This is a genomic window from Arthrobacter sp. CAN_A214 (assembly GCF_015751955.1).
GTDB lineage: Bacteria > Actinomycetota > Actinomycetes > Actinomycetales > Micrococcaceae > Arthrobacter_D.
In genome coordinates this window covers 95,337-121,675 of the sequence record NZ_JADOUU010000010.1, presented here as the reverse complement: position 1 = coordinate 121,675, position 26,339 = coordinate 95,337, and the positions used below count along the sequence as shown (strand labels likewise).

The 26,339-nt window shown below is 64.8% G+C and carries 32 protein-coding genes, 1 tRNA gene and 1 pseudogene; 11 read left to right on the top strand and 23 right to left on the bottom strand.

Features of this window, described 5'->3' with window-relative positions:
• Both IWX65_RS10725 and IWX65_RS10720 read right to left on the bottom strand, forming a co-directional pair.
• On the bottom strand, positions 1-692 hold a 692-nt coding region (locus tag IWX65_RS10725), incomplete at its 3' end, for a fatty acid desaturase family protein (protein ID WP_196882741.1).
• A 60-nt stretch (positions 693-752) separates the two neighbouring features.
• Complete coding sequence (locus IWX65_RS10720; RefSeq protein WP_196882740.1) at positions 753-1,376, bottom strand: flavin reductase family protein; 624 nt, start codon at positions 1,374-1,376, stop codon at positions 753-755.
• A gap of 309 nt (positions 1,377-1,685) precedes the next feature.
• Here IWX65_RS10720 and IWX65_RS10715 point away from each other — a divergent pair, with 309 nt between their 5' ends.
• Positions 1,686-2,603, top strand: a complete 918-nt coding sequence (locus IWX65_RS10715; protein WP_196882739.1) for an SDR family oxidoreductase — start codon at positions 1,686-1,688, stop codon at positions 2,601-2,603.
• Positions 2,604-2,683: 80 nt separating this feature from the next.
• Here the strand turns inward: IWX65_RS10715 and IWX65_RS10710 are convergent, their stop codons facing one another.
• The gene (locus IWX65_RS10710) at positions 2,684-3,598 is read right to left on the bottom strand and encodes a hypothetical protein (protein ID WP_196882738.1); all 915 of its coding nucleotides are present in this window, start codon (positions 3,596-3,598) and stop codon (positions 2,684-2,686) included.
• Between the two features lie 102 nt (positions 3,599-3,700).
• Between IWX65_RS10710 and IWX65_RS10705 the strand changes: the two genes are divergently transcribed.
• Complete coding sequence (locus IWX65_RS10705) at positions 3,701-4,201, top strand: DUF456 domain-containing protein (RefSeq protein WP_196882736.1); 501 nt, start codon at positions 3,701-3,703, stop codon at positions 4,199-4,201.
• A 297-nt stretch (positions 4,202-4,498) separates the two neighbouring features.
• On the opposite strand, the gene IWX65_RS17800 is transcribed toward IWX65_RS10705, so the two are convergent.
• The 5 genes and pseudogenes from IWX65_RS17800 to IWX65_RS10690 form a co-directional block, all read right to left on the bottom strand.
• A complete protein-coding gene (locus tag IWX65_RS17800; RefSeq protein ID WP_334683809.1) occupies positions 4,499-4,600 on the bottom strand; it encodes a hypothetical protein in 102 nt (33 codons plus the stop codon).
• 467 nt (positions 4,601-5,067) lie between these two features.
• A pseudogene (locus IWX65_RS17795) lies at positions 5,068-5,385 on the bottom strand (glycoside hydrolase family 15 protein); the annotation flags it as partial.
• Positions 5,386-5,509: 124 nt separating this feature from the next.
• Positions 5,510-5,632: a hypothetical protein gene (locus IWX65_RS17790; protein WP_334683807.1), complete on the bottom strand. Its 123-nt coding sequence runs from the start codon at positions 5,630-5,632 to the stop codon at positions 5,510-5,512.
• 50 nt (positions 5,633-5,682) lie between these two features.
• Positions 5,683-7,155: a S10 family peptidase gene (locus IWX65_RS10695; protein ID WP_196882732.1), complete on the bottom strand. Its 1,473-nt coding sequence runs from the start codon at positions 7,153-7,155 to the stop codon at positions 5,683-5,685.
• A 35-nt stretch (positions 7,156-7,190) separates the two neighbouring features.
• Positions 7,191-8,753, bottom strand: a complete 1,563-nt coding sequence (locus IWX65_RS10690; protein WP_196882731.1) for a DHA2 family efflux MFS transporter permease subunit — start codon at positions 8,751-8,753, stop codon at positions 7,191-7,193.
• A 100-nt stretch (positions 8,754-8,853) separates the two neighbouring features.
• On the opposite strand from IWX65_RS10690, the gene IWX65_RS10685 reads away from it, so the two are divergent.
• Positions 8,854-8,926 (top strand) — tRNA-Ala (locus IWX65_RS10685).
• A 111-nt stretch (positions 8,927-9,037) separates the two neighbouring features.
• On the opposite strand, the gene IWX65_RS10680 is transcribed toward IWX65_RS10685, so the two are convergent.
• From IWX65_RS10680 to IWX65_RS10650, 7 genes are all read right to left on the bottom strand, one after another.
• Entirely contained in the window at positions 9,038-9,343 is a 306-nt protein-coding gene (locus tag IWX65_RS10680; protein ID WP_196820498.1) for a DUF4193 domain-containing protein, read from the bottom strand.
• A 146-nt stretch (positions 9,344-9,489) separates the two neighbouring features.
• A complete protein-coding gene (locus IWX65_RS10675) occupies positions 9,490-9,750 on the bottom strand; it encodes a GlsB/YeaQ/YmgE family stress response membrane protein (RefSeq protein ID WP_196882730.1) in 261 nt (86 codons plus the stop codon).
• Between the two features lie 82 nt (positions 9,751-9,832).
• Positions 9,833-10,672: an HNH endonuclease gene (locus IWX65_RS10670; RefSeq protein ID WP_196882729.1), complete on the bottom strand. Its 840-nt coding sequence runs from the start codon at positions 10,670-10,672 to the stop codon at positions 9,833-9,835.
• Between the two features lie 75 nt (positions 10,673-10,747).
• Positions 10,748-11,032: a hypothetical protein gene (locus IWX65_RS10665; protein ID WP_196882728.1), complete on the bottom strand. Its 285-nt coding sequence runs from the start codon at positions 11,030-11,032 to the stop codon at positions 10,748-10,750.
• 44 nt (positions 11,033-11,076) lie between these two features.
• On the bottom strand, positions 11,077-12,471 hold the full coding sequence (locus tag IWX65_RS10660) for an alpha-amylase family glycosyl hydrolase (protein ID WP_196882727.1): 1,395 nt from the start codon (positions 12,469-12,471) through the stop codon (positions 11,077-11,079).
• Positions 12,472-12,499: 28 nt separating this feature from the next.
• A complete protein-coding gene (locus IWX65_RS10655; protein WP_196882726.1) occupies positions 12,500-13,321 on the bottom strand; it encodes a cytochrome c oxidase assembly protein in 822 nt (273 codons plus the stop codon).
• A 7-nt stretch (positions 13,322-13,328) separates the two neighbouring features.
• The gene (locus tag IWX65_RS10650) at positions 13,329-13,820 is read right to left on the bottom strand and encodes a DUF2243 domain-containing protein (RefSeq protein WP_196882725.1); all 492 of its coding nucleotides are present in this window, start codon (positions 13,818-13,820) and stop codon (positions 13,329-13,331) included.
• Positions 13,821-13,980: 160 nt separating this feature from the next.
• On the opposite strand from IWX65_RS10650, the gene IWX65_RS10645 reads away from it, so the two are divergent.
• Complete coding sequence (locus tag IWX65_RS10645; protein WP_196820505.1) at positions 13,981-14,283, top strand: DUF4193 domain-containing protein; 303 nt, start codon at positions 13,981-13,983, stop codon at positions 14,281-14,283.
• 1 nt (position 14,284) lies between these two features.
• Here IWX65_RS10645 and IWX65_RS10640 read toward each other — a convergent pair whose 3' ends face one another.
• Positions 14,285-14,605, bottom strand: a complete 321-nt coding sequence (locus tag IWX65_RS10640; protein ID WP_196882723.1) for a hypothetical protein — start codon at positions 14,603-14,605, stop codon at positions 14,285-14,287.
• A gap of 121 nt (positions 14,606-14,726) precedes the next feature.
• A complete protein-coding gene (locus IWX65_RS10635; RefSeq protein ID WP_196882721.1) occupies positions 14,727-15,965 on the bottom strand; it encodes an alpha-hydroxy acid oxidase in 1,239 nt (412 codons plus the stop codon).
• 90 nt (positions 15,966-16,055) lie between these two features.
• Here IWX65_RS10635 and IWX65_RS10630 point away from each other — a divergent pair, with 90 nt between their 5' ends.
• Together IWX65_RS10630 and IWX65_RS10625 are read left to right on the top strand one after the other, a co-directional pair.
• Entirely contained in the window at positions 16,056-16,742 is a 687-nt protein-coding gene (locus IWX65_RS10630; RefSeq protein ID WP_196882719.1) for a FadR/GntR family transcriptional regulator, read from the top strand.
• A gap of 93 nt (positions 16,743-16,835) precedes the next feature.
• Positions 16,836-17,480 (top strand): GNAT family N-acetyltransferase, encoded by a 645-nt coding sequence (locus IWX65_RS10625; RefSeq protein ID WP_196882717.1) that lies wholly within the window; start codon positions 16,836-16,838, stop codon positions 17,478-17,480.
• A 39-nt stretch (positions 17,481-17,519) separates the two neighbouring features.
• Here IWX65_RS10625 and IWX65_RS10620 read toward each other — a convergent pair whose 3' ends face one another.
• Positions 17,520-18,185 carry an alpha-ketoglutarate-dependent dioxygenase AlkB family protein gene (locus IWX65_RS10620; RefSeq protein ID WP_196882715.1) on the bottom strand — a complete coding sequence of 222 codons (666 nt, stop codon included), beginning with the start codon at positions 18,183-18,185 and terminating at the stop codon, positions 17,520-17,522.
• A 52-nt stretch (positions 18,186-18,237) separates the two neighbouring features.
• Between IWX65_RS10620 and IWX65_RS10615 the strand changes: the two genes are divergently transcribed.
• Positions 18,238-18,693, top strand: a complete 456-nt coding sequence (locus tag IWX65_RS10615) for an SRPBCC domain-containing protein (protein ID WP_196882713.1) — start codon at positions 18,238-18,240, stop codon at positions 18,691-18,693.
• Here the strand turns inward: IWX65_RS10615 and IWX65_RS10610 are convergent.
• Positions 18,690-19,475, bottom strand: a complete 786-nt coding sequence (locus IWX65_RS10610) for a phosphatase PAP2 family protein (protein WP_196882711.1) — start codon at positions 19,473-19,475, stop codon at positions 18,690-18,692. The genes IWX65_RS10615 and IWX65_RS10610 overlap by 4 nt on opposite strands.
• 85 nt (positions 19,476-19,560) lie before the next feature.
• Between IWX65_RS10610 and IWX65_RS10605 the strand changes: the two genes are divergently transcribed.
• Entirely contained in the window at positions 19,561-20,223 is a 663-nt protein-coding gene (locus tag IWX65_RS10605) for a pyridoxine/pyridoxamine 5'-phosphate oxidase (RefSeq protein ID WP_334683806.1), read from the top strand.
• 14 nt (positions 20,224-20,237) lie between these two features.
• On the opposite strand, the gene IWX65_RS10600 is transcribed toward IWX65_RS10605, so the two are convergent.
• Genes IWX65_RS10600 through IWX65_RS10590 form a run of 3 tightly spaced genes read right to left on the bottom strand, consistent with a single transcriptional unit; the run spans position 20,238 to position 22,674 of the window.
• On the bottom strand, positions 20,238-21,014 hold the full coding sequence (locus tag IWX65_RS10600; protein ID WP_334683805.1) for a sulfite exporter TauE/SafE family protein: 777 nt from the start codon (positions 21,012-21,014) through the stop codon (positions 20,238-20,240).
• Between the two features lie 40 nt (positions 21,015-21,054).
• The gene (locus IWX65_RS10595; RefSeq protein ID WP_196882709.1) at positions 21,055-21,888 is read right to left on the bottom strand and encodes an aldo/keto reductase; all 834 of its coding nucleotides are present in this window, start codon (positions 21,886-21,888) and stop codon (positions 21,055-21,057) included.
• A gap of 30 nt (positions 21,889-21,918) precedes the next feature.
• Positions 21,919-22,674: a maleylpyruvate isomerase family mycothiol-dependent enzyme gene (locus IWX65_RS10590; RefSeq protein WP_196882708.1), complete on the bottom strand. Its 756-nt coding sequence runs from the start codon at positions 22,672-22,674 to the stop codon at positions 21,919-21,921.
• A gap of 61 nt (positions 22,675-22,735) precedes the next feature.
• Between IWX65_RS10590 and IWX65_RS10585 the strand changes: the two genes are divergently transcribed.
• Complete coding sequence (locus IWX65_RS10585; protein ID WP_196882707.1) at positions 22,736-23,281, top strand: acyl-CoA thioesterase; 546 nt, start codon at positions 22,736-22,738, stop codon at positions 23,279-23,281.
• A 16-nt stretch (positions 23,282-23,297) separates the two neighbouring features.
• On the opposite strand, the gene IWX65_RS10580 is transcribed toward IWX65_RS10585, so the two are convergent.
• Positions 23,298-24,632, bottom strand: coding sequence for an APC family permease (locus tag IWX65_RS10580; protein ID WP_196882706.1), 1,335 nt, complete (start codon positions 24,630-24,632; stop codon positions 23,298-23,300).
• Between the two features lie 185 nt (positions 24,633-24,817).
• On the opposite strand from IWX65_RS10580, the gene IWX65_RS10575 reads away from it, so the two are divergent.
• Both IWX65_RS10575 and IWX65_RS18065 read left to right on the top strand, forming a co-directional pair.
• Complete coding sequence (locus tag IWX65_RS10575; RefSeq protein ID WP_196882705.1) at positions 24,818-26,212, top strand: OFA family MFS transporter; 1,395 nt, start codon at positions 24,818-24,820, stop codon at positions 26,210-26,212.
• Positions 26,209-26,313, top strand: a complete 105-nt coding sequence (locus IWX65_RS18065; RefSeq protein WP_442858937.1) for an MFS transporter small subunit — start codon at positions 26,209-26,211, stop codon at positions 26,311-26,313. The genes IWX65_RS10575 and IWX65_RS18065 overlap by 4 nt, the downstream gene beginning before the upstream one ends.
• Positions 26,314-26,339 lie beyond the last annotated feature (26 nt).

The following is a 26,339-nucleotide window of genomic DNA, read 5'->3' as shown; positions in this document are numbered from 1 at the left end:
AGGAAGGCCAGGGCCATGGCCGGGGGGAGGAAGGAGAACAGGATGCCGAGGTAGGCTCCGAAGCGGATCGCGAGCAGGGCCAGTTCCACCCAGCGCCCGGGGATGGTGCCGCGCCGGAAGAGCGTGGCGATGGAGCGGGCGTGGAGGTTGATGCCCTCCAGGGTCAGCAGGGGGAAGAACAGGTACCCCTGGCGGCGGGTGATCCAGGCCTGGATTCCTTTGGCCTTCGCGGCGTCCTCGTGAAGGAAGGAGATGGTGTCGATTTCGATGTCGGGGTCTTTGCCCTTGGTGTTGGGGTTGTTGTGGTGGCGGGTGTGTTTGTCCATCCACCAGGCGTAGCTGATGCCTACGACGCCGGCGGCGAGGATGCGCCCGGACCAGTCGTTCGCGCCCCGGGTGGTGAAGATCTGGCGGTGGGAGGCCTCGTGGGCGAGGAAGGCGAGTTGGGTCAGCACGATGCCAAGGCCCGCGGCGATCAGGAGCTGGAACCAGGAATCCCCCAGCAGGGCGAAGCCCGTCCACGCTGCGGCCATCGCCAGGCACAGGAGGAGGAACACCCCAGCATAGAAACGCCGGCGCCGGGCCAGGAGCCCTTCCTTGCGCACCTGCTTCAGCAGAACCGAATAGGACGCAACAACATCATTCGGCCTACTGAAACGTACTTTACGGCTGGTGGCGGCAGTTACGCTCATGGACATCCCTACAGTCGGGGCGGCCTTCCAGCCACGGGTGGGTCAACCCCCTCCCCGACTCTAGCTGACGTCGGGGCGGTATTCGGCCGACCATTCCTTGATAGGAATACGTTGGATATGACGGATCTTCCCAGCGGTTCCCCACTCGTCACGCCCGAGGCGGGACAGGGGTTTCAATGCGTCGATCCGGGGATGGGTGCCATCAAGGAACTCCTCGGAAACCACGCCGTGCAGCACCTCGCCGAATACCAGCGTGCAGTCGCCCATCCGTTGGATCGAATGGAGTTTGCACTCCAACGCGGCTGGCGATTCGAGGACGCGCGGCGGGGCCACGGTGAGGCTTGCCTCGCGCGTGAGCCCTACGGCGTCGAACTCGCTGACCTCCGGTGGAAAGGCAGTGCCGGTGGCATTCACTGCTTCGAAAAGGTTCTCGGGCGTGAAGTTGATCGTGAACTCTCCAGTGGCCTCGATGTTGCGCACGGAATCCTTCCGCCCCACCGAAGTGAACTGCACGATGGGCGGGTTGACCGATGCGACGGTGAAGAAGGAATGCGGGGCCAGGTTGTCGATTCCCTCAGCGGACCGTGAGGCAACCCAGGCAATGGGCCGGGGGACCACCACAGCAGTCAGGAAGCGGTAGAAATCGCGGCTCTGTTCGGCTGATGGGAGGAAATCTCGGCGCATGAAGACAGCCTAACCGGATGCATGGACGGGCATCGGTCCCCGCTAGACTTTCTCGATATGCGCTTCATCAACAAATACCGTATTCCCATCGTCTGGCTCCTCGTGGCGGCCATGGTTCTCTCCGTCGGAGCAGGTTTCTTCTCGACCGTGCTTTAAGTTCATCGGGAACGTGTTCTGAACGGGCACGACTGCTTTCGCCGGGCACGAACAAGCGCCTTGTCCCTCCCGAACCCACCGCCTAGTGTAGTAAGCAGGCTTAGCATTTGATGCTGGGCGCCAACCAACACCTATCGGTAACGGGAGAGCATCATGACATCCGAAAACCCCGGAGGAACTCCGGACCAGTACACCTTCCAGAATCCCGTCACGCGTTTCGAGAGCATCACTCCGCCCAAGCAGGACCAGCCGGAACCGGGCCTGGACCGGGACATCGAGCCGGAGGCTGACCGCGGTGAAACCTCCTACCGCGGAACCGGGCGCCTTTCGGGCCGGAAGGCGCTGATTACAGGAGCCGATTCCGGTATCGGCGCAGCAGTTGCCATCGCCTTCGCGAGGGAAGGCGCAGACGTCGCCCTTTCCTACCTTCCGGAGGAGGAGGCCGACGCCGAAACCATTGCCTCCCTCATCGAGGCAGCAGGCCGCAAGGCCGTTCGAATTCCCGGGGACCTGAAGGACCCCGAGTACTGCATCGCGCTTGTCCGGCAGGCGGCCGAGGAGCTCGGGGGACTCGACATTCTCGTCAACAACGCCGGCAAGCAGGTGGCCGTGGAATCGCTCGAGGAACTGAGCGACGAGCAGCTCGACCATACTTTCAAGACCAATATCTACTCGTTCTTCCGGGTGACACGGGAAGCCCTCAAGCACCTCCAGCCCGGGTCCTCGATCATCAACACCACGTCCATCCAGGCCTACGAGCCGTCGCCCACGCTTCTCGACTACGCGAGCACCAAGGCGGCCATCAACAACTTCACGAAGGGCCTGGCCCAGCAGCTTGCCCCCAAGGGCATTCGCGTCAACGCTGTTGCTCCCGGTCCCATCTGGACTCCCCTCCAGGTGTCCGACGGGCAGCCGAAGGAAGCCCTGCCGGAGTTCGGCAAGAGTACGCCGCTGGGCCGCGCCGGCCAACCCACTGAGCTCGCGCCCGCCTACGTCTTCCTCGCCTCACCTGAATCGAGTTATGTGCTGGGCGAGACGTTGAACGTCAACGGTGGCATGCCGGCACCCTGATCCGTTCCCGGACCCGAAGCAGAAGAACGCCCGGCTCCCCATGGGGGGCCGGGCGTTCCTGTGCCGGTTGACGCCGGCTTCTAGCTGCGCACCTCGTCGAAGTCCGCACGGTCGATGCGGCGGTGATAACGCATACCGGTGAGCCCACCGAGCACCGCCCCGGCCAGGGCCGTCAGGGCCGCCGCAAGTACGGCAATGATTCCGGCCGTGGTGAAATCGCCCTCATTGATCGGAAGGCTCGGAAAGCTGTTGATGTTGGCGAAGATGTCTGCACGGCTTCCCGCAATCAGCCCGATCACCGCTACCACGATGGCGATGATGACGGCCCACAGCCAGACGGCAATACCCTGCTTCGCGCCGTCGAATCGGGCCATGCGACCGGCGACATACCCGCCGGCGAAGTAGGAGAGGAAGAGGAGGACCAGCAGGACGACGGCGGAGATGATTCCAGCGGTCTGCGCGTCCTGCGACGCCTGGCTGGTGGCTTCACCGAGATTCGTGTTCGTGGAAAGGCCGAACACCGCGCCCGCTGCGGCCAGAAGTGCAGTGAGCAGTACTGCCATTCCTGTCGCCGTGAGCCAGCCGAAGAAAGCGGACCCGAACTTCATGCCGCCGAATCTCTCCTTCTCACGCTGGTGCAACGCAGCCCGGTCAGCGGCGGCGGGTACTGCGTCCCGGCCGCGAAGATCGCTGTCGGCACCCTTGCGGTTGCGGGAGGCATCCTGGTCGGGGTGCAGCCGATGACCGGCCTCCTGGTCGTAGCCCGGGTCCCTGGTGTGGCTCACGGGGAACACCTGCGTGTGCTCGCGCGTGGCGTCGTCGTCGTTCCTGCGAGGATTGCCGTTCCCGGCCGGGATGGGAGTGGTGTCCGGGTTGGGTGCCTCGCCGACGCTGCTCGCACCGGCAGCGGGAGTCCGGGTCGTGTCACTTGGGTCGACATTGCTGCGGCTTGCCCGGTTCTCCCCCTCGGTATTCCCTGTTCCTGGTGTACTCACTAGTCCTCCTGATGTCAGGGCCGTGAAGCCATAAGTCTACTTAGTATTGCAGTCATGGAGGTGAACCACTACGCCGACGGGGCGGGATGGGAGACTGGCTGAATGGAATTCGAGATCCTGGCAACGATTCTGACCGCGGTGCTGATAGCGGTGGGAATCGCCGGCGTGGTGGTGCCGATCCTTCCCGGCAGCATCCTGATCATCGGCGCACTGTTGCTCTGGGCGTTCTCGGTCGGCAGTCCCGCGGGCTGGGTGGTGTTCGGCGTCGGATCAGCCTTCGCGCTCGCCGGTCTGGTCGCCGGAGTGGTTCTGACAGGACGAACGCTGCAGCGGCGGCGCATCCCAGCCAGGTCGATCACGATCGGACTGGCGGCAGGCGTGGTGGGCATGTTTGCCATTCCCGTGGTCGGACTGTTCGTGGGATTCGCCCTCGGCCTGTTCGGCAGCGAGTACCTTCGCCTGCGGAGCTTTCGACCGGCGCTGGAGTCGAGCGTCCATGCCCTGAAGGCCGCCGGGTGGGGCATCCTCGCCGAACTGGGACTCGCGTTCGCCGCAGGAAGCACCTGGATCGTCGGCGTCTGGGTCCATTTCCTGACGCGGTGAGCCGGTGCCGGCGGAGACCATCCAGAAGGCACAGGCGACGAAGGTGGATTCTTCCTCCTGCATGCCGCTGTAGCGGTACAGCAGGGGGCCCGCGCCGAGCTCATCCCGCAGGGCGTCGATCGTGGAGGACATTCGGGGGCCGGTGTCGAAGCCGCTCAGGGCGTGAAGCAGAATCGAGGCATCCACATCGTCCGAACCCGGGTACCACACATAGCTTTGGCGCTCTTCCGACCAGCCGTGCTCCTCGACCCAGGCCCGGATGCGGTCGCGCTCGCCACGCCACCGGTCCACCGGTCCCTAGAGCTGGCCGGCCTCAGCCAGTTGGACCGCGCAATCCAGTGCTGTCCAGCCGCCCAGCTTCGAGGAGATGTAGTGCCGCTCCTCGGGCAGTTCCCACATTCCGGCGTCCCGCCGCTGCCAGATGTTGCAGGTGAGATCGGCAATGCCGGCCAGTTGCCGCACGGTCTCCGGTCCAGGGAATGCCCGGCCCGCACATACTGCCAGACGATGTCGAAGACGTCCCCGAAGACCCCGAGCTGCAGCTGGCCCGCGGCGGGGTTGCCGTCCAACGCGCTGCGGAGCACCTCGTCCGCGTATTTCCCGTCGTAGGAGAAATTCCTGGACCACAGCTGCCAGTTGGCGATGGTGCGGTCGATTCCCTCGTCGATGGTTGTCGGATCGGGTAGGGGGACCGGTTCGCGGTGCGTGGAGATCACTGCGACCAGATGCCGTGACCCTTCCGACGTGGGAAACGCTCCCGAGACGCTGCGGCCCTCCGCTTGGGCCGTACCGTGGGCGATGCCGCGGATGGCCAGTGCTGTTCCATCCACCCTCAGGATCGGGTTCTCGCCCTGCACCTCGACCCACGGGGATGCGGACTGGAAGCAGTTTCCGGGGTTCACGGACCACTTCATCGGTACGACGCCGGACAAGCCCTCGATCCGTCGGGCCAGTTCGCCCCACGGCAGCCGCCCCGCAACTCCCGTGTTGAGGGAGTCCGTGACACGGACCGACCCGCCCGCGGTGGTGTAGACCGTGGTCAGGACATTGGTTCCCTGGACATAGGCTCGCTCCACGGTGAAGTCGGCCTCCGGTCGCAGCTCGATCGAGCCGCCGTGGCTCGCGTCGAGAAGCCGTGCAATTGCGGGGCGGGAGTCGAGGTCGGGGGTGGGATACCAGTCGATCGAACCATCATGGGCAACGAGGGCTACGGTTCGGCCATCGCCGATCGCGGCATAGGAGCGCAGATCGACGAAGCCGTCCTTGTCCCGGTCCGGAAGCGTGCCCGGCGGGCTCCCGGCGGGCAGGCTACCTGCCGCGGTTCTTGTTGTAGCGCGTCTTCTCGGCGCGCGTGCCCTGGGTGCCTCGGCGCTTGGCCATTATTTTCGATGCGATGACAGGGGCGAGGGCCCAAAGGATTCGTTTCAGCATGGGGAGGTCCTATCCGGAGAGGTTGCTGGGGATATTCATCATCATACTTACTATTGGGAGTTGTGCGGGGTGTTCGAAACGAATAGTCGCAGTGCCTGCAGCTGGGCCCGGCGTGCTACGGGGTTGAGATACATCATGTGTCCGGCCTCGTGATAGTGATGCGTGAAACGCGCGCGGGCGCCTTCGTCCAGATTCATGTGCGCCCAGACGTACTCAGCCGCGAAGTGCGGCGTGGCGCCGTCGTGGTAGCCGTAATCCACATGTACCCGGAGATGCGGGTTGTGGACAAGGAGCCGTTCAAGGACGCCCGATACATCCACGGGGGCACCCTCGAAGGTGCGGTAGCTCCAGGGGTGGACGCGTGCCGTCAGGATCTCGTAGGGAAGATCGTTCTCATACCCCAGCTCAGCACGGACGTAGTGGTTCATCGCGGCCGAATAGGGGCCCGTGATGGCCCGGATGCTGGGGTCGTCATGTGAGTCGGAAGCCTGGAGACTCTCGGGCCGGGCGGTGAAGCGCCCGTCGATCCGCCCCACCGCGAGGTCCTCGCCGCGCAGCAGCTCTGCTGCGAACTCGTGGTACGCCCAGCGGAGATTGGTGCGTCGGATGAAGCCCTCGTCGAGGGTGGTGACGGCATGCAACCGTGCCACGACGTCGTCGTACTCCTCTGCCGACAACCGGTTTCCCTGGGTGAGCGCGAACCCGAAGTCCCTCGCGGCGAACTCTTCGGCCTCGCGCACCACCTCCGCGAGCTCCCGGCCCTCGTGGCGGCCGTGGTAGTGGGCAATGGCGGCGTAGGTCGGGAGGTGGAGTGCGTAGGGGAGGTCGCTTCCGGGGAAAAATCGAAGCGTCGACATGTTGAGGACGGTAGAGATGAGCCCCAGACCATTGACGGCCATTCCGTAGGCGTCGAAGAGGCGCCCCGCCACCGCGACGGCCCTCAGGGTTCCATAGGACTCACCCACGAGGTATTTGGGCGACAACCACCGGTTGTTGCGGGTGGTCCAGAGCCGGATCACCTCGGCCACCAGGTCCCGGTCCTCCACGAAGGCATGGAACTCCTCCGTCTTGCCGCCCTCGACCACACGGGAAAAGCCGGTATTGACGGGGTCGATCATCACCAGGTCACTCGACTCGAGGAGTGACTCGGCGTTGTCCTCGAGCCCGAACGGTGCAGGGGCCATGGAACCGACGTCCCCGGACTTCACGAGGCGCGGGCCGAGCAGTCCGAGGTGCAGCCAGACGGACGCCGATCCCGGGCCGCCGTTGAAGGCGAACGTCACGGGGCGGCCTTCCTCGGCGTCGTCCTTCGTGTAGGCGACGAGGAAGATCTCCGCCTTCGGCTTGAAGCCGTCGGCCTTGCCGTCCTTGTTCTCCTCGAGGCGCAGCACGAGACGGCCCGTGGTGGAGGTGTACTTCAGGCCCGACGGCGACGTATGGCTGCGCGTGACGAAATCATCACTCACTTCCTTCGCAGCGGCAGGGGTGGTGTCCTTCGAGGTGTCGATCGTCTCATCAGCCATGACAAGAGACTACCGCTGGTTGATGCAGGCAACGATTACGACTCGGCGGACTTCCAGACGCCGGACGCCGGTGCTGCGGCCTTCGCCGCTGCACCCTGGACTTCGGTATCCGCCGCCCAGGCGTTGTTCCGCTCGGGCTTCGCGAAAAACAGTGCTGCAGCGAATCCGATCAGGACGACGGCGGCCGGCAGGTACAGCGACTGACCCATGGCCAGGGCGTAACCCGCCCTGGCCTCGGGCGGAAGCGGGTTGCCGGGGGTGGCGCTGACGGCTCCACCATTTACGTTGGCAAGGAGCTGGAACTGCATCATGGCGGCGATGGCCGAACTGCCCAGCACTGCTCCCACCTGCCGCGTGGTGTTGTACACCCCCGAGCCGGCACCGGCGAGCGAAGGAACCAGGTTGCGGGTGGCTGTGAGGGAAACCGGTGCCCAGATCCCGGCGCTCGCCAGTCCAAGAAGGGAGATGGGGAGCAGGAGCTGCCAGATCGGTACGTCCGGAGTGAGGATGGAGCCCAGCCAGAAGAGGGCTGCGGACATTCCCGCAAACCCGGCAACCGCCATGTACTTCGGGTTGCCGCGCTGCACGAACCTTCCGACGAAGGGCGCCAGGACGCCGGAGATGATTGCCATGGGCGTGAGGAGCAGCGCGGCCTGGGTAGGGGAGAGGCCACGGACCGTCTGCGCGTAGAGCATCAACGGCAGGGACATGGTGGTGATCGAGAAGCCCATGGCCGTGATGGAGGTGTTCGCGAGCGAAAAGTTCCGGTCCCGGAACAGCTTCAGCGGCACGAGGGGCTCCCCGCGGTTGACCCGCTGCCACACGACGAAAGCCGTCAGGAGGACCAGTCCGGTGATGATGAGTGACCAGACGGAGAGGGGGCCCGCGATCGTACCCCAGTCGTAGGTCTCACCCTCCTGGATGCCGAAGACCAGACAGAACATGCCGGCTGCACTGAGGAAGACCCCGAGCAGGTCGAAGCGCCGGGCGGTGGTCTCGAGGCGTGGGACCAGTCGCGCCGCGAGGAGGAAACCGACGATCCCCACGGGCACGTTGACGAAGAAGATCCATTCCCAGCCTGCCGAGTCGACCAGCACGCCGCCGAGGATGGGGCCTATCAGCGTGGCGATACCCGCGACGGATCCCCACAGGCCCATGGCTGCTCCGCGGCGTTCGGGCGGGAAGATCCGGGTGATCACCGACATGGTCTGGGGGGTCATGAGTGCTGCGCCGAGGCCCTGGATCACCCGTGCGAGGATCAATACCTCGATGGAGCCCGCAAGGCCGCACCATGCGCTCGAGGCGGTGAAGACAACCAGCCCGATGAGGTAGATGCGCCGCGGGCCGAACCGATCTCCGAGTCTTCCCGTGACAAGGAGTGGTACAGCGAATGCCAGGAGGTAGGCGCTGGTTACCCAGATCACGCTGTCGATGCCGGCACCCAGACCCTCCATGACGGCCGGCGTGGCCACGGAGACGATCGTGGAGTCGACCAGGATCATGAAGAAACCGATCACGAGTGACCACAGGGCCGGCCAGGGCCGGAGTTCTCCGGGCTGAGGGGTCGACGAACGTACTGCGTGTTCTTTCGGGGGCATGGGGAGAAGCCTACTCCGGCGCACGGAGGGCCGGGCGCTAATCGCTTCCGCCCCCAACTTTGAGTAACACCGCCGGTATTGGATACAGTGTGGAGTGTTTGGGGCTTTAGCTCAGTTGGTAGAGCGTTTCGTTCGCAATGAAAAGGTCAGGGGTTCGATTCCCCTAAGCTCCACTGTCCGCGGCGGATCTGCTGTGCTCGGCACCCAAGCGCCCGTGTCCCTCGGGGCACCCGGCCAGCCGCCGGGTCCCCGCCACTGCCACGCCCGTCGGCTCTTCGCCGTACCTACCCCTCGCACTCCATGCAGTACTTGCTGCCGTTCTTCTCGCGGGCCAGCTGGCTGCGGTGGTGCACGAGGAAGCAGGACATGCAGGTGAACTCGTCTTCCTGCTCCGGAACTACCTGAATGAGCAGTTCCTCGTGGGACAGGTCAGCTCCGGGAAGGTCGAAGCCTTCCGCGGTGTCGCTGTCTTCGACGTCGATGAGTGACGTCTGGGTTGTTGCACTTCGCTGGGCCTGGATCGCTTCGAGCGACTCGTTGGCTGGTTGATCTTCCTGGGCGACGCGCGGTGCGTCGTAATCTGTTGCCATGGGGCGAACTTCTCCTTCTGATGGACGCGCTATAGCGTACATGTGCACGCGACAACCGCCATAAGGCGCTGGTTATTCCGCGGTCTGTTACGAGGGGCGGGCGAGGACCATGCTCCCACCCGAACCTGAATACTGGCCCGGCAGGGCTAGCGGGTGATCCGGCGTCGTCCGGCGGCGCCCTCTGCAACCCCGATCAGCAGCACGGCGGCGACGACAGCGACGATGAATCCCAGGATATTCAGTTCCCAGATGTTTCCCGTGCCCAGCAGGCTGGCGATGACCCCGCCGATGATCGAGCCCACGATGCCCAGCAGGAGGGTGGCGAGCAGGCCGAGGTTCTGCCTGCCGGGTTTGATGAGACGTGCGAGTGCGCCGATGACGAGGCCGGCGATGATGAAGCCAATCATGATGGAATTTCCTTCGTGGTTGCGGTTCTTCCCATGATGCCCGGCCAACACGAGGCCGGGTCAAGGATTAAAGTGCGCTTGACTAGCCCAAAAGCTTACGGGCTTCAGCTTGGGAGTCTAACTGAACCTGGGTAACTATCGATCCCTCGATAAAACCCGCGCCGGAAATCATGCGGCGGAGTTCGGCAGGAGTAAAGGGAACGCTTCGGCGGTGCGCCATGGAGTGGCAGTTCGGGCACAACGGCAGAAGGTCCCGGACGGGGTCCAATTCGTAGCCGGGCACAAGCTGCGTCGCCGGGACGAGGTGGTGGACGGATATGAGGCCGCGACCCTCCGGGCCGTACACGGCCTCGAAGTCGAAGCGGCACACTGCGCAGGAAAACCCGTGCTGGGCGAGGCAGATCCTCCGGGCCTCGGGATCCCGTTCATAGCGGTTCACCGACACCCTGGTGAGGGCTGATTGCGGGTAGGTCCCGGGGACAGGCAAAATCGGATCGATGTCGTCCAATGGTCGGTGCCCTGTCCACACGTCCCGAATCGCCGTTTCGTCCGCCGGCTCGACGGAACGTGCCGATCGGATGTTCGCTTCCCACGGGACCCTCGGCACCAGGGTGGAAAGCACTGCGGCCTGGAGGTGGTCGCCCTGCTCCAGGAGGGTGTCGAATTCGACGGCGATCCAGCAGCCGCCGTCAGAATCCTCGAAGGTTTCCGATGCCACTACCCCATGGCCGATCAGGCCGCGGGCACCCTTGCCCTGCAGGACGAGCCATGCATCGGCGCCAGGGGGAATCAGCGTCGGTCCTCCGGCGCTCCAGCGCTGCCTGACCACCCCGGATCGGCGTAGCTCCTGCCGGACCGCGGGGTAGCTCGGCTCCCAGTCGTTCCGGGAATCGGGATTCCAGCCAAGCAGGATTGCCGTCATGATTCCAAGTGTGCCATCAGCCCTGGCAGAGGGCAGCGGGTTGTCGACCCCGCGGACAAGGGCGGGCCCGCTCCGCTAGGCGGTCGGCGGCTCTTCCTGCCGGGGGCCTCGCCGGTTCCTCGACAGTTGCATCAGCATTCTGCCGGCCGGCCCGAGCCAGGACAGAATCACCAGGAGCGTGAAGGCCTGGCTCACTGCGGCCCCGAAATTCCCCGCAGGCACAATCTGATAGGCGCCGACGAGCACGACGACGAGGAGCAGGCCTTTCTTGACCGTGCCCAGCGCCTGGGTCGAAAGGGGTCGGGGCCAGGGGGTGAAGCCCGGCTCGGATTGGTCAACGTGCTCGGTATTGGGGTTCATGCGTTCCTCCTGACATTACTGACACTAATTGTGTCCCTTGCGGGCTATTTATTGGATGTCCGCGGGGAATGTCCTCGGCCCAGAACCACCCAGCCCCGTGGCGGCAGTGCTAGCCGGCGCCCACTCGCGTCGAGTCCGGCATTCCCCTCGAGAACGACATCGGCGGTCACCGGAACGCCAAGCGTGGCAGGGAGTCCCGAAAGGTTCAGGGCAACAATGATTGATTCGTCCCCGCTGCCGGCCTCGTAGACGAGGTGCTCGTTGCTCAGCGTGTGGACCTTCGTGCGTGCTGTGTGGAGCCAGGGATGCCTGCGCCGCAGCCCGATCAGTTGCTGGTGGAGGTTGTGAACGGGCCAGCCCGGCGCGGCAAGGGCCGAGGGCGACGACGGGAACTCCGGGCGCACGGCGTCATCCCCACCTGTCCGGTCCTCCTTGAGGCCGCGGAACGCCTGCTCGTCCCCGTAGTAGATGGATGGGGTGCCCCCAACAGTGAAAAGAACCACCAGGGCATGGGCAAGGAGTGCCGGGTCGGTGAGCTGGGTGGCGAGCCGGGTGACGTCGTGGTTCCCCACGAAGGTCAGGGGGGCGAAGCTTTCGAGGAGGGAGTTGTGCCTGTCGAGCGCGGCCGCGAGCTCGAAGAAGTTGGCGTCGTTGAGGCTGCTCCAGACGGCTTTCCACAACTGGTATTGCGTCGTGGAATCGAGCCGTCCTGCGCGAACGTCGGCGGCGTAGTCGCCGTGGATGTATTCACCCACGAAGTAGGAGTCGGGGAATTCCGCCCGGACATCACTCAGCACGGTGGACCAGAACGACGACGGCACGGCGTACGCGGCGTCGAGCCTCCAGCCGTCGGCGCCGCGGCGGAGCCAATGCTTCATCACGTCGGCGACGAAGCGTGCCACCTCCGGCTCCTCATGGTTGAGTGCGGCGAGGTGGTGGTGGCCCTCGAAATCGTCATAGGCGACCTCGCCGCCCGAACTGTCATTGCCGGAATTAGCCTCCCCGGAACTGCCGCCGTCCGGAGGCCAATGGAAACGGAACCAGCCGGCAGTCGGCGCGGATGGGCCGAGGCGCACGGCGTCCTGGAACTGCTGGAACGAGCGGCCGGTGTGATTGAAGACGCCGTCGAGCAGGACGCGGAGTCCGCGACGGTGGGCTTCATCGATCAGCCGGTGGAAATCGTCGTCATCGCCGAGCCGCGGGTCCACGCGGAAGTAGTCCGTGGTGTCATACCCGTGCGTTTCGGACGCGAAGATGGGGCCGAGGGCGAGCCCCGATGCGCCGAGTTCCACCGCGTAGTCGAGCCAATCGACCAGCCGGGTCAACCGATGGGCAATGGGAGTGTCAGCAGGACCGGCGGCCTTCTCGGCTCCCACGAATCCCAGCGGATAGACCTGCCACCAGATGGCGTGCCGCACCCAGGATGGTTCAGATGTCACGGATGTCCCCTCCAATTCTTCCTCGATCCTAGCTTGGGCGGCTACGGCCCGGCGCAGGGAGTACGCCGTGCCGCACGTCCCGTCGGCGGGCGGCCGAGTAGAGCTGCCAGCCGAGGATGATCAGCATTCCGGCGTGCACGGCGTCGCCCCCGTAGTACATCAGCAGTGCCCCCGGTTCGGCCTGGAACGGAGTGAGGCCCGGCGGCGGCGTGGCGTAGAGCACCTTGGCGAGGATTCCGTGGGCCGCAATGGAGGACAGGAGAACGGTTCCCCGCACCACTGCGCCGGACCGGTGCGGATTGGGGTCGATGCCGATGATGGCGGAGGTGAAGAGACAGCCGCTCAGCAGGAAATGCAGGTGAAGAAGGGCCAGTGCGGCCGGCCGGTGGACCACATCCGAGTACAAACCTCCGACGTAGAGTGCCCAGAGTGGCACCGTGACCAGCAGGCCCGCCGTCACCGGATGGGACAATATGCGGATGGGACTGGAGCGCAGGATCCGCGTCACCCGGCGGGAGGCATGCACCGGCAGCCACTTCAGCGCAAGCGTGACCGGGGCAGCCAGAACCCAGAGAAGCGGGATCACCATCCCCACCAGCAGGTGGACGGCCATGGAGGCGACGAAGATCGCGTGGGCGGCCGAGGCCGCGGGGCCGGCTGTGACTGCGGCTCCCAGGAGCGCGCCGGCGCACCAGAGCGCAGTCCGCTTCCGCGGCCAGACCAGGCCGGGTCGGCGCGTTGCCGCGTAGTAGGCAGCCCCGGGAATCAACCACAGCAGGACCACGGCGGCATTGGCGGCAGCGGTGGGAAATACGGCGGAGAGCGCAGCAGGAAGGTCCGGCAGTGACACTGCAGGACTACCCGTGTGTCCGGATTGTTCGCCCTGCCCGCCGTCGCCGCACCAGAAGCACCGCCCCGCCGCTGACGATCAGGACCAGTGCGGTGAAGTTCCAGAGAAGGTCGTACACGGCGAGGTCCACGCCGTAGCGGATCTGGTGGAGGCCGAACACCTTGTGCTGCACCACGCCGTCGTACAGCTGGAAGATTCCGGATCCCAGCAGGACGCCACCTGTCCAGGCCGGCAGTGAAAGCGCGCCGCGGCGGCGGAGGTCGGCGAACAGGAACAGTGCACACACCGTGGCGCCCCAGCTGAAAGCGTGGAAGATGCCGTCGGACACGAGCCCGGCAGCGGTAGTGGAGCGGTCGTAGAAATGGTGCCAGTGGAGGATCTGGTGGAACACCGCTTCGTCGACGAAGGCGACGAGACCACACCCGAACAGGAGCCCACTGAGGATACTTCGCCGGAGGCCGATGCCGGGCCCGGGTTCTGCTGCTGTCTTCGCGCGCATTGAGTTCCCTGCCTGCAGAGTGTGCTGATGCCTGTTCCAGCGTATGACAAGCATCACGGCATATCAGGCCGAGTGTGTCAATGCCCCAATTATTTGACGTTAGACTCGGTTGCTGCGACACGCTTTACTACCACGGACACCCCAGAAGAACGGCACTGCCATGGCAACGGATTACGACGCACCACGCAACAATGACGAGGACAAGGAAGCCGAATCCCTCGAAGCGCTTCAGGCGAACCGCGGCAGCAGCGCGCAGTCGTCATCGGTGGACATCGAGGATGGGGACACGGCCGAGGGAATCGACCTTCCCGGCGCCGATCTGTCCGGTGAGGAGCTCCTCATCCAGGTCATCCCGCCGCAGGAGGATGAGTTCACGTGCTCCTCATGCTTCCTGGTGCGCCACCGCAGCCAGATCGCCCGCGAGAAGAACGGCCTGATCTACTGCAACGAGTGCGAGGGCTGATTCAGGAAACCTGCCTGCTGTGCCAACTCTGGGGTGGTTGGGCGGCGGGCTCCAGCGGCAGGTGACGGACGACGTCGTTCCTTGCCGCTTGGGGTGGATTGAGTACCATCCCTGCCACGGCGAGGAAAGCTACCGGAATCGACACGAGGATGGCGACGGCCACTCCGTACAGGGCAATGATCGCGTAGACCGGCGAGTCGCCGAGGCCGGAAATGAAGGAGGCACAGCCGAGAAGTGCCCACAGCCAGAAAAGTCCGACGGCGAACAGCACAGTACGCGCGCGCCGATATATTAACGGGTAATGCATGCGTTCACGCTTCATAGGTTGAGACCCCAGCACTAAAGGGCTCCGCCCCCCGGCATGCCCGCTTTCCTGAATAGTAGCTCCACCGAGCGCTGTTCGGGCCGTCCGATACCAGAATGAGACGGAACTGACATTCCGGTCAGTTCAGAAGCTTCACGTGGTCCGCGTTGAGGTCCTCGATGCTGTTGACTCCAAGCAGCTGCAGGGTGCGGGCCGTCTGCGTTGCAAGGATCTCAATGGCACGGTCCACCCCCGGCCGCCCGCCAGCCATCAGCCCGTAGAGGTAGGCCCTGCCGATGAGAGTGAAATCGGCACCCAGCGCGAGGGCGGCGACAATGTCTCCTCCACTCATGATCCCCGTATCGAGGATGATCGCAGTCTTGCCCTTGAGTTCGGCAGAGACCTGGGGCAGGAGGTGCAGCGGAACCGGAGCGCGGTCGAGCTGGCGTCCGCCGTGGTTGGACAGGATGATGCCGTCGGCTCCATGGTCCACCGCCCGTTTGGCGTCATCGAGCGTCTGGATGCCCTTGACCACGAGGTTGCCCTTCCAGACACTGCGGAGCCAGTCGAGGTCCTCGTAGGTGAGGGTGGGATCGAACATGGAATTGATGAGGTCCGCCACCGTCCCTGAGTAGCGGGACAGCGAGGCGAAGGACAACGGCTCGTGGGTGAGGAAGTTGAACCACCACGCTGGGCGGTAGGAGGCATCCACCACGGTCTTCAACGTGAGCGCGGGCGGAATCGTCATGCCATTGCGGACATCGCGGAGCCGGGCACCGGCGACGGCGGTATCCACCGTGACCATGAGGGTGTCGTTTCCCGCGGCAGCGGCGCGCGTGATCAGCTCCATGGACCGTTCGCGGTCGGTCCACAGGTAGAGCTGGAACCAGTTGCGCCCGTTCGGAGCCGCGGCCGCGACATCCTCGATGGAGGCGGTACCCATCGTCGAGAGCGTGTAGGGGATACCTGCTGCCTCCGCGGCCTGCGACCCGGCATATTCACCCTCCGACTGCATCATCCGGGTGAAGCCGGTAGGAGCAATGCCGAACGGCTGCGCCGAGAGCCGGCCGAGAATGGTGGTGGAGGTATCGACCTTCTCCACGTTGCGGAGGATGCCGGGCCGGAACTCGAGGTCGAGGAAGGCATCGCGGGCGCGGCGCAGTGAGATTTCCGCCTCGGCCGCACCGTCCGTGTAGTCGAAGGGTGCCGTGGGGGTGCGGCGCTTGGCCATGGCGCGAAGGTCGCCGATGGTATTGGCTCGGCGAAGCCGGGAGGCGTTGCTGAATTCCGGCTTCTTGAATTGCATCAGGGGTGCCAGGTCGGCGACTTTCGGAAGTCGCCGGCGAAGGGCCGGAGGAGTGGCGGGGGTGGGCTGCATTGCGTACCTTTGCTCGGCGTCGGGCGATACCTGTGGTCTGACCACAGACTTTACGGTCTGTGGTCAGACCACGCAAGCTATGCTGGCGCCATGCGCAATCATCAGGCCGTTTCGGCGTGGCTCGAAGTCGAATTGGCGGCAGGGCGCCTCGGAATCGGGTCGCGGCTGCCCGGTGAGCGGGCCATGGCAGAGCAGTTGAAGGTGTCACGGACTTCGGTGCGGGAAGGCATCCGGGTGCTCGAGGCCCTGGGTGTGCTGAAGGCCGGGGTCGGCTCGGGCCCAGGGGCAGGCACGATCGTCACCGCGAACCCGGCGGTGGCACTCGGCTCAACCCTTCGGCTGCACATCGCCAGTTCACACTTGCCTGTCTCGGACATCGTGGAGACCAGGCTGCTGCTCGAGACCTGGGCCGCCGCACATGCGGAAAGTGATGCAGTATCCATGGTGGCGGCGGAACGCCTGCTCGCCGAGATGGACCGCCCTGGCCTGAAGGCCCCGGAATTCCTCGCCCTCGATGCGCTTTTCCACGTTGCCCTCGCGGAAGCGGCGGGAAATGTTCTGGTGGGGGCCATGATGGCCTCCCTGCGCGAGTCGATCCAAACCTACACACAACGCCTCACAGTGGACCTGCCGAACTGGCATTCCACAGCAGCGCGACTGCGGAGCGAGCACCGGGAGATCCTGGACGCGGTGCGGGACGGGAAGGGGCAGTTGGCTGCCGATCACGTGGCCCGGCACATCGAGGGTTTCTACCGGGAGGCGGGCTTTCAGGAATAGTCAGTCGGCTGAGCTTTCGATTTTCGAGCTTCTCCCCTAGACTTCAGGGACTGGTCGAGAAGTAGGCCATGGAACCACTACGTGGAGTAAGCCATGGAACAATTTCCCCAAGTACTTGACCGTCCCCGGGCCCGGCCAGTTGAACCGACGCATTCCTTCGACTGGTCCAGAACCCCGAGTCCCGCGCTGGTTTCCTCCCCCAGCGCCGACGAATCCCCCTTTCCTATAGACCTTTCCGAGGTCTCCACGCGGCAGTTGCGCACTCTGTGCAATCGCACCTACCAGCTGTTGGATTCGGATTACCCTTCGATGGAAACCCGGGACCGTTATGAGGCCCTGGTCGAGGAGCTCGAGCGCCGTGAGTCGGCTGCCGAAGCTCCTGCCGAACCCGAAGGCGCACGGGAGAAATTCCGCGACAACGCCCTCTTCTCACGCTTCGAGCTGTACCGCAATGGGGTGATGGCCGGTTACGTGCAGTACGAAATGCGCGGAGGCGATGTATTGCTTCTACAGGCAGTAATCGACTCGCGGTTCCGGCGGATGGGACTTGAGCCCGTGCTCATGCAGGCGGTGCTGTTCAACGCTCATCGGCGTCGACTCGCCGTCATGCCGTATTGCCCGGAGGCCCAGGACTTCCTCCTGGCACACCCGCAGTTTCTGTCCCTTATTCCTACCAAGCAGCGCCGGCGCTTCAAGCTCCTGACTGCCGCCAGGGAAGCGGCGCAGCAGGAAGCCTGACGCACGGACCAGGGTGAGTGGATGCCTTCCCGGCGGTGATCAGCCGGGAAGGCCAGTGACGCGAAGGGTGATGTTGAGGCGTCCTGCAAGTCCAAGAATTGGATCTGCGGTACCCGGAATCGTTTTTTGGACGCCGTGATAGGCAAGCCGTGAAGCGCCACCGAAAACGAAGAGGTCCCCTGACCGCAACTGCACGTCGTGCCAGGGCCGATTGCGGTTCTCGGTATTCCCGAAACGAAACAGGCAGGAATCGCCAAGACTGAGGGAAACCACCGGCGCGGTGGAACGTTCCTCCTTATCCTGGTGCATTCCCATTCTGGCGGCGTCGTCGTAGAAGTTGATCAGTGCTGCATCGGGGTGATAGTCGGCCGCGTAGTCGGGGCCGAACGCTTCGGCGACCGCATCCTGTCCCAACCGGCTCAACGAGTCCGGGAAGGGAGCCACTGTGGCCCCACCGGCGTCGTCGGCTGTCCTGCTGTATCGATAGGGTTGCCAGTGCCAGCCGAGGCACACGGTCTTCACGGACATGGTGCCTCCGTTCGGCATGGTGACCGAGCGCATCGGTACCGGGCCTGTCGCCCACCTGCGGCATGCCCTGACCAGGTCGATCTGCCGTTGGATCGGAAGCCAGTCGGGGACATGGACAGCATCTGGTGCGGGTTCGCTTCGTTCCCGGGGAAGAAGGGAAGCCGCGTAATCCGTCATTCCTCAATTGTGGCCCACGCCCCGCCTGCACGGTACGGGGATGCAATCCGCTATGGACAAGTTGCGTTTCTTCGTCGCGATCCCGGCCCCTGTCGACGTGGTCTGGGAGACCATGCTCGGCGACGAGACCTACCGCCAGTGGGCCGGGGTATTCCAGGAGGGATCCCACTTCCTGGGTACGTGGGACAAGGGGGCGACCATCCGCATCCTGGGTCCCGGCGAGGATGGTTCCTTCGAAGGGTTGGTCGGTACCGTGGCGGAGAACAGAAGGCATGAGTACATCTCGATCCAGTATTACGGGCAGGTGGTGCAAGGGGTTGATGACGTCACCAGCGAAGCGGCCCGACAGATCAGCGGAACCGAGGAGAACTACACCTTCAGCGAGTCCGACGGCGCCACCACCGTCGACGTCGGGATGGATAGCGCCGACGAGTATGCAGCGATGTTCATCGAGGGCTGGCCGCGGGCGCTCGAGAAGATGAAGGAGCTTTCGGAGGAACGCCGCTAGGTGACCCTTCCAGTCGCGGGGCGGCGAAGCGTGAGCAGCAAGCGATGCGCCGTGACCACGAGTGAAAGCCAGGCGATCCCCAGCGTCCACGCGACCAGCACATCCGTCAGCCAGTGGTGTCCCAGATACACGCGGCTGAGGCCCATGGTGACGGCGAAGGCGAGGGCGATGCCGACCGTAAGCGCACGCGAGCGTTTGCGGCGCTGGCGGAGCACCAGCAGGTAGGCCACGATGCCTGCGATCACCAGCGCATTCAGCGCGTGCCCGCTCGGGAAGGATGGTGAGCTTTCGTAGGGTGGGACCGCGAATTCAAGGGCGGGACGGAGGCGGCCGATAGATTCCTTCCCGGCAACGGTCATCAGGAGGGATCCGAACGCCGCTGCCGGAAGCAGGATCACGGGCGTCCAGGACCTGCGTCGAACGGCAAGCAGGACCATCACCGACACCGCGAGGATGGGCATGCCCACTGGTCCGCCGACATTGGTGTAGGCAGTCACCAGACTGTTCAGCCACGGTTCGCGCAGGGTGAGGGCGAGGTTCAGGGCCGGCTGGTCGAGGGCGGCGACACCGTTCGCTTCAGTGACTGCTTCGTAGACTTCGGCCGACGCCGCCGTCAATGCCGCGGCAAGGCCTCCTCCGATCGCGATGATGAGCAGAAGAACCCAGTGCGGCCCGATCCAGGCAGCAAGCGGTCGGACGCTCCTCACGAGCCACCGACCCAGGGGAGTGCCCCAGCGCGTGAGATCCCGAGGGCCTATCCGGTGATCTTCGTGAGCAGGCATCTTCCGACTCTAGAGTGCAGGCTCCCTGCTTGGCATGTGCTGAAGAGATCGCCAACGAGCCCGGGATCGGCGATAGGGTGTCCGCATGAGTAATCCCGGACTGGCCCGCGACCTCCTGAGCGGAGTCCCCGCCTTTCCCGAGGCGATGCCCACCTTCGACCCGGCCGGAGCGCCGGACTCGCCGATCGACCTTTTCGTCGAATGGCTCACGGCCGCCGTGGAGGCTGGAATCCGTGCCCCGCACGCCGTCAACCTCGCGACCGTGGACGGTGATGGTGCACCGGACGCGCGCGTGGTGATCCTGAAGGACGTGAGCGCGTCCGGGTGGTCGTTTGCTTCGAGCAGCGACAGTCCCAAAGGCCGCCAGCTGGCCGCGAGCCCGGTGGCGGCGCTGACTTTTTTCTGGCCCGATTCCGGACGACAGATCAGGGTGCGTGGCACCGTGTCTCCGGCTAGCGCCGAGGAGAACGACGCCGATTTCCAGCGGCGCCACCCGGTGGCCCGGGCGCTGGTGCTGGCTGGACACCAGAGCGACCGGATGCAGGGCAGGGAGGAGCTCGACACCGGAGTCGCCGCCCAACTCGAGCTGATCGGGAAACAGGGAAGTCCCGGCTCGCCGGGCTGGACGGTGTATACCGTTGCGCCCGACGCCGTCGAGTTCTGGCAGGCAGACGCCGAACGGCGTCATACGCGGCTGCTGTACACGCGGTTCGGGAACGGGTGGCGGGTCAGCCTGCTCTGGCCGTGACGGGAAGCGGTTGATCAGTCGAAGAAGAGAATCCGGACAAGTGCGATAGTGCCGATGACGAGAATGGTCACCCGGAGGACATTCGGTGACAGCCGCCGGCCCACCTTGGCCCCGCTCAGGCCGCCGAGGGTAGCTCCGGCTGCAATGGCAGCAGTGACCCGCCAGTCGATCGACTCCCAGGCCACCAGCATGAAGGTTACGGCGGCGACACCGTTCACCACCGTGGTGAGCACGTTCTTCACCGCGGTGATTCTCTGGAGGCTTTCCAGCGTGACCACGCTCATGAGCCCGACGATGAGGATCCCCTGCGCTGCGCCGAAGTAGCCGCCGTATACCCCGAGCACGAGGATGCCGGCGAGCAGGATGAGGCGTACGGGTGCGGACTCGTCGGCGGGCGGCAACGGCCCGCCCGCCTTGGCTGCAGCCCGGCGCTGGACAGCTGGCGCAATCGCCACCATGACGAGCCCGATCACGATCAGGATGGGCACGATCGCCCGAAAGGCCTCGGGTGGGAGGACAAGGAGCAGGAGCGCACCGGCAATGCCACCGGCAGCGGACAGCGGCAGCAGCTTCAGCAGCAGGCGCTTGTTCGTGGCGATCTCGCGACGGTAGCCCCACGATCCCGTGATGCCCCCGGCTACAAGGCCGATATTGTTCGAGATATTCGCCACGATGGGTGGGTAGCCGAACAGGAGGAGCACGGGGAAGGTCACCAGGGTGCCGGAGCCGACGACGACGTTGATCATGCCGGCCCAGAAGCCCGCAAGGAAGATCACGGCGAGTTCGATCAATTCGATTTCCTTTGGTGCGAGCGCGGCCGAAGCAGCGGTGTCAGTGGCCGAAAATATCCGAATCGGTAATTTCGGACTCGCCCGTATCGAGCGCCGAGATGCTGTCCAGCTCCCGCGGGGTCAGCTCGAAGTCGAAGATATCGATGTTCTGGGAGAGCCGCCCGGGATGGGATGACTTCGGAATGGCGACGACGCCCTGCTGCACGTGCCATCGGAGCACTATTTGCGCCGGGAACTTCCCGTATTGCTCGGCCAACGAGGTAATGGGGGGCATCTCGAGGAGGTTGCTCCGGGGCCCCAGTGGGCTCCATGCTTCCGTCACTATCGAGTGCCGGGCATGGAATGCGCGGACGTCCTGCCGCGTACGGCGGGGGTCGAGCTGGATCTGGTTGACCTCGGGTATCACCCCGGCGTCGAGTACGCGCTGGAGATGGGAGGGTTTGAAGTTGGAGGTTCCCACTGCCCGCACCAGCCCCTCATCGACCAGCGCGGCGATGCCCTCCACGGCCTCCACGTAGCGGCCCTCGTCCGGGTTGGGCCAGTGCACCAGGAGCAGGTCGATGTAGTCGACGCCCAGTAGGCGGCTGCTGTTGGAGAAGGCCCGCCGCGCGCCGTCGTGCCCGTGCCATTCCTTGTTGAACTTCGTGGTGAGGAACAGCTCGTTCCGCTCGATGCCGGAGCGGTGGATGCCTTCGCCCACGCCTGCCTCGTTGCGGTAGTTCTCGGCGGTGTCGATGAGTCGGTAGCCGGCGTCGATGGCGGTGGCAACGGTGTCCGCTGCCTCGGCGTCGTTCAGTGGCCACGTCCCCAACCCCAGCAGGGGAAGGTCGGCGCCGTTGCGCAACGGGACTGTCGGCGCGGGTTTCGAAATCATGGGGCTCCAGGGTTGGTGGGGATGAAACGGTCAGAGTGCCCTGGCCAGGCGGTGACGGAGTTCGGCTATCGCTCCGTCCTGCCCAGCGGTGGAGGGAAGCGGGCCACGCCCCCAAAGCCAGAGGAGAATCTCCTCCGGATCCCCCCGGATCGTTGCGGCGTCGTCGGTTGCGCCACCAGCTGCCGGTGCACGATCAAGCCGCGCAGCAGCACGTTTCAGGGCCACCGACCAGGTGTGCCCTGCGCTCTCCACGCGGACGACGGCGCCGCTTGCTCCGGGGTCGGCGCGGCCCCGGCCCAGCATCACCGACAGTACCTCGTCAATGCCGTCCACTGCGAGGTCTTCATCGAAGGGACTGGCCTGCCCGCCTCCCGCCTGCTCGAGGTCGAACCGGTGCATTGCGGTCTCATGCGTGAGGCGCCTTATCCAGAACCCGACCGTCTGGTCATCCGGGACCCAGCTCTCGGCGGCGTCTTCGGGAGCATGGGTGTCGAACTGCGCAATCAAGCGGTGGTAGCAGTGCTCGAGGAGTGCACCGGGCGGCATGCTGCCGATACTGACGGGCGGCCACCCCCTGCCCGGCCGCGATCCGGTGCGGATGGTCTCAGCCTTCTGCAGGTAGACAATGGCGGTGTGCCGCACGAGGTCCTCGCCGATCCAGCCTGGACAGGATGGCACCCGCATCGCAAGAGTGCCGTCGATCGATGCCGCCAGCGCCGCGAATTCCGAGGACAACAGTTCCCGATACCGGCCGAACGAAAGGGCGTAGGGGTAGGGCTGTCTCATCCACCGAGTCTAGGCACTGCTTCCCGGACTGCCATATGTTACTACCGAGTAATATGTGCTGATGCACCTTCTTCTCCGCACCCTGCTCCAGCTTCTCCGTTCACGGAGGCGCCCCGGTCTCAGTGTGTGGGGGAATTCCTCGCTACCACTGCGCGTCCTTGTGACGGACATCGATATTGCGATGCACCTGAACAACGGCATGTATTTCTCGTTGATGGATCTCGGTCGCTTCGACCTGATGGTCCGTAGCGGCGTCTGGAAACTGATGCGCAGCAAGGGTCGGAGCCCGGTGGCGGCGGGGGAGACGATCAGTTTCCGCAAATCGCTCCAGCTCGGCCAGCGGTACACGATCGAGACCCGCGTCATCGGCTTGGACGAACGGGCCATCTACTTTGAGCAGCGGATGGTGAGCGACGGCGAAATCTGCGCGCGAGCTTTCATTGCAACCCGTCTCGTCTCGCGGAGCGGTCCGGTGAGCAACGAGGACATCATCGCTGCTTTCGGTGCACCGCCGGCGGACCTGGTGCTACCCGACTGGATCCATGAATGGCGCGGAAACAACTCGCTGCCCGGTACCCGGAGGCCGGCCCCTCACGCCTGGCAGTGACCGGATCCCGCCGGCTCTAGGTCCGAGCAGCGCTTCCGTCGGCCCTCCGCCCCCGCACCAGCTTCTGAAGGAAGTACAGGGCGATTCCCACGGCCAGCAGGATAGCGGTGCGAAGCCAGATCTCGCCTCCTTGCTGGGTGAGGAGGAGGACACAGGAAGCGACGGCGAGAACGGGAACCACCGCAGGAATGCGGAAGTGCTTGTGCTCCACCTTGTCGCGGCGCAGCACGAGGACGGCGATGTTGGTGCTCAGGAAGACGAACAGGAGGAGGAGCACCACCGTCTGGGCCAGTGAGGCGAGGTCCCCCGAAAGCGTCAGGATCATGGCCACGGCTGTTGTTGCAACGATCGCAACCCAGGGGGTCCGACGATTGGGGAGAACCTTGCCGAAGACGGAGGGAAAAAGGCCCTGCTCGGCCATGCCGAAAGTGATCCGGCTCGACATGATCATTGTCAGGAGAGCACCGTTGGCCACCGCGACCAGTGCGATCAGGCCGAAAAGCCAGGGCGGGACGCCCGCTCCTGTGGCCGCGACGACGTCGAGCAGCGGCGATGTCGATCCCGCCAGGTCCTCGGCCGGCATCGCTGCGGAGGACGCAAGGCCGATCAGCAGGTAGACGACGCCGGCCGTCAGGAGGGCGCCGAAGAGGGCGCGTGGGTAGACGCGGCTCACGTCGCGGACCTCCTCCGCCACGTTCGCCGATACCTCGAAGCCTACGAAGGAGTAGTACGCGATGAGCGACGCGCCGAGCACGGCGGCGGCCGGACTCACTCCCGCCGGGAATTCCGTCACACGGGAGACGTCTCCGCCGCCTCCGGCAAGGAAGAAACCGACAACGACGATCACGAGGACGAGCCCGGACACCTCGATGACGGTCATCACCACGTTGCTGCGCACGGATTCCTTGATGCCGCGTGCGTTGAGGAGCGCGACCAGAAGGAGGAACACCAGGGCTGCGGGCGCGGCCGGAACATCGATGAACGCGCCCAGGTAGTCACCGGTGAACGCCAGCGCGAGGCCCGCGGCGCTGGTGACACCCGCTGCCAGCATGCAGAATCCGACGAGGAAGGAAAGGAAGGGTTTTTGATAGGCGCGCTCGGCGAAGACCGCTGCACCGCCTGCCTTCGGGTATTTCGTGACCAATTCGGCGTAGGACCCGGCGGTCAGCAGAGCCAGGGCCAGTGCCACCATGAGCGGCACCCAGAGCGCGCCGCCCACTTCGGCGGAGATGACCCCCACCAGAGCATAAACGCCTGCGCCCAGCACATCCCCCAGGATGAACAGGTAGAGAAGGGGGCCGGTGATGCCGCGCTTGAGTTTCGTATCCGCTGTGTGCTCGGTTGTTGCCATTGGAGAAGTCTAGCGAGACTCGATAAGCAGGCTGACTAAAAGCGGCTAGCACACTACCGCTCAGCGCACATGATCTATCGTCCGGCGTTGCGAATTTCCTCAATGGTGTGACGCACCCCATAATTGCCTTCATGAACCATGGCTCGGGGGCAGCCATCCGTGCTGTGACGTAACAAGGAGTTCTTATGAGTTGGCTCGACCGCGATCACACGATCGCCCCCCCCGGATTCAACCGCTGGCTCATTCCGCCGGCCGCACTGGCGGTGCACCTGTGCATCGGCCAGGCGTACGCGACAAGCGTGTACAAGACCGCACTGGTGCAGCACTTCGACGCGAGCCTGACGCAGATCGGCATCATCTTCTCCATCGCCATCGTGATGCTGGGGCTCTCCGCGGCAGTCATGGGCACCTGGGTGGACAAGAACGGCCCCCGGAAGGCGATGGCTACCTCCGCCCTGTTCTGGACCTCCGGATTCGTCGTGGGTGCTATCGGCATTTTCACGAACCAGCTCTGGCTGGTCTATCTCGGTTACGGGGTCATCGGCGGCATAGGTCTCGGCATCGGCTATATCTCTCCCGTCTCCACGCTCATCAAGTGGTTCCCGGACCGCCCGGGGCTCGCCACTGGCATGGCGATCATGGGATTCGGCGGTGGAGCGCTGATCGCGAGCCCGTTGTCTACGCAACTGCTGCGCTTCTACGACCCGAACTCGAGCGCCGAGGGCTGGGTAGCCAGCGGTGATTCCGTGGCCAAGCTCTTCCTGACCCTCGCTGCGGTGTACCTGGTGTACATGCTGTTCGGTGCGTTCACCATCAAGGTGCCGGCCGCCGACTGGAAGCCCGAGGGGTTCGACCCTTCGACGCTCAAGTCCAAGCCCCTCGTTACTTCCGACAACGTGTCGGCCAAGAACGCGATCAAGACCAAGCAGTTCTGGCTTGTGTGGATCGTGCTCTTCTGCAACGTCACCGCGGGCATCGGCATCCTCGAACAGGCTTCCCCGATGATCCAGGACTTCTTCCGCGGCGCCGACGGCTCGACTGCCGTCACTGTTGCCGTTGCCGGCGGATTCGTCGGATTGCTGTCGATCGCCAACATGGGTGGCCGCTTCGTCTGGTCCTCCACATCGGACATCATCGGCCGCAAGCGCATCTACATGGTTTATCTCGGCGTAGGTGCCGTCCTGTATTCGATCCTTGCGCTGTTCGGCGCGAGCACTACCCTGCTCTTCGTCGTCCTGGCCTTCTTCATCATCTCCTTCTACGGCGGCGGCTTCGCCACCGTACCGGCCTACCTGAGGGACCTCTTCGGGACCTACCAGGTGGGGGCCATCCACGGGCGACTGCTGACCGCGTGGTCCGCGGCCGGCATCGCCGGACCACTGATCGTCAACGGCTTCCTCGACGCCCAGGGAACACCCGGTGAGCTGACCGCGGCCGCCTACCAGCCCGCCCTCCTCACCATGGTGGGACTCCTGATCATCGGCTTCGTGGCGAACCTGCTGGTGAAGCCTGTGGACTCCAAGTTCCACGAACCCGTCACAAGCGCAAGCAAAGAACCAGCACGTGGAGGCACCAAATGACCGGAGCAAGGATCGCAACCGTCTGGGCTCTCGTAGGAGTACCTCTTGCTTACGGCGTGTTCCAGACGCTCACCAGGGCCTCGGCTCTCTTCGGCGGCTAGTCAGCACCTACGGGTATCACGACGGC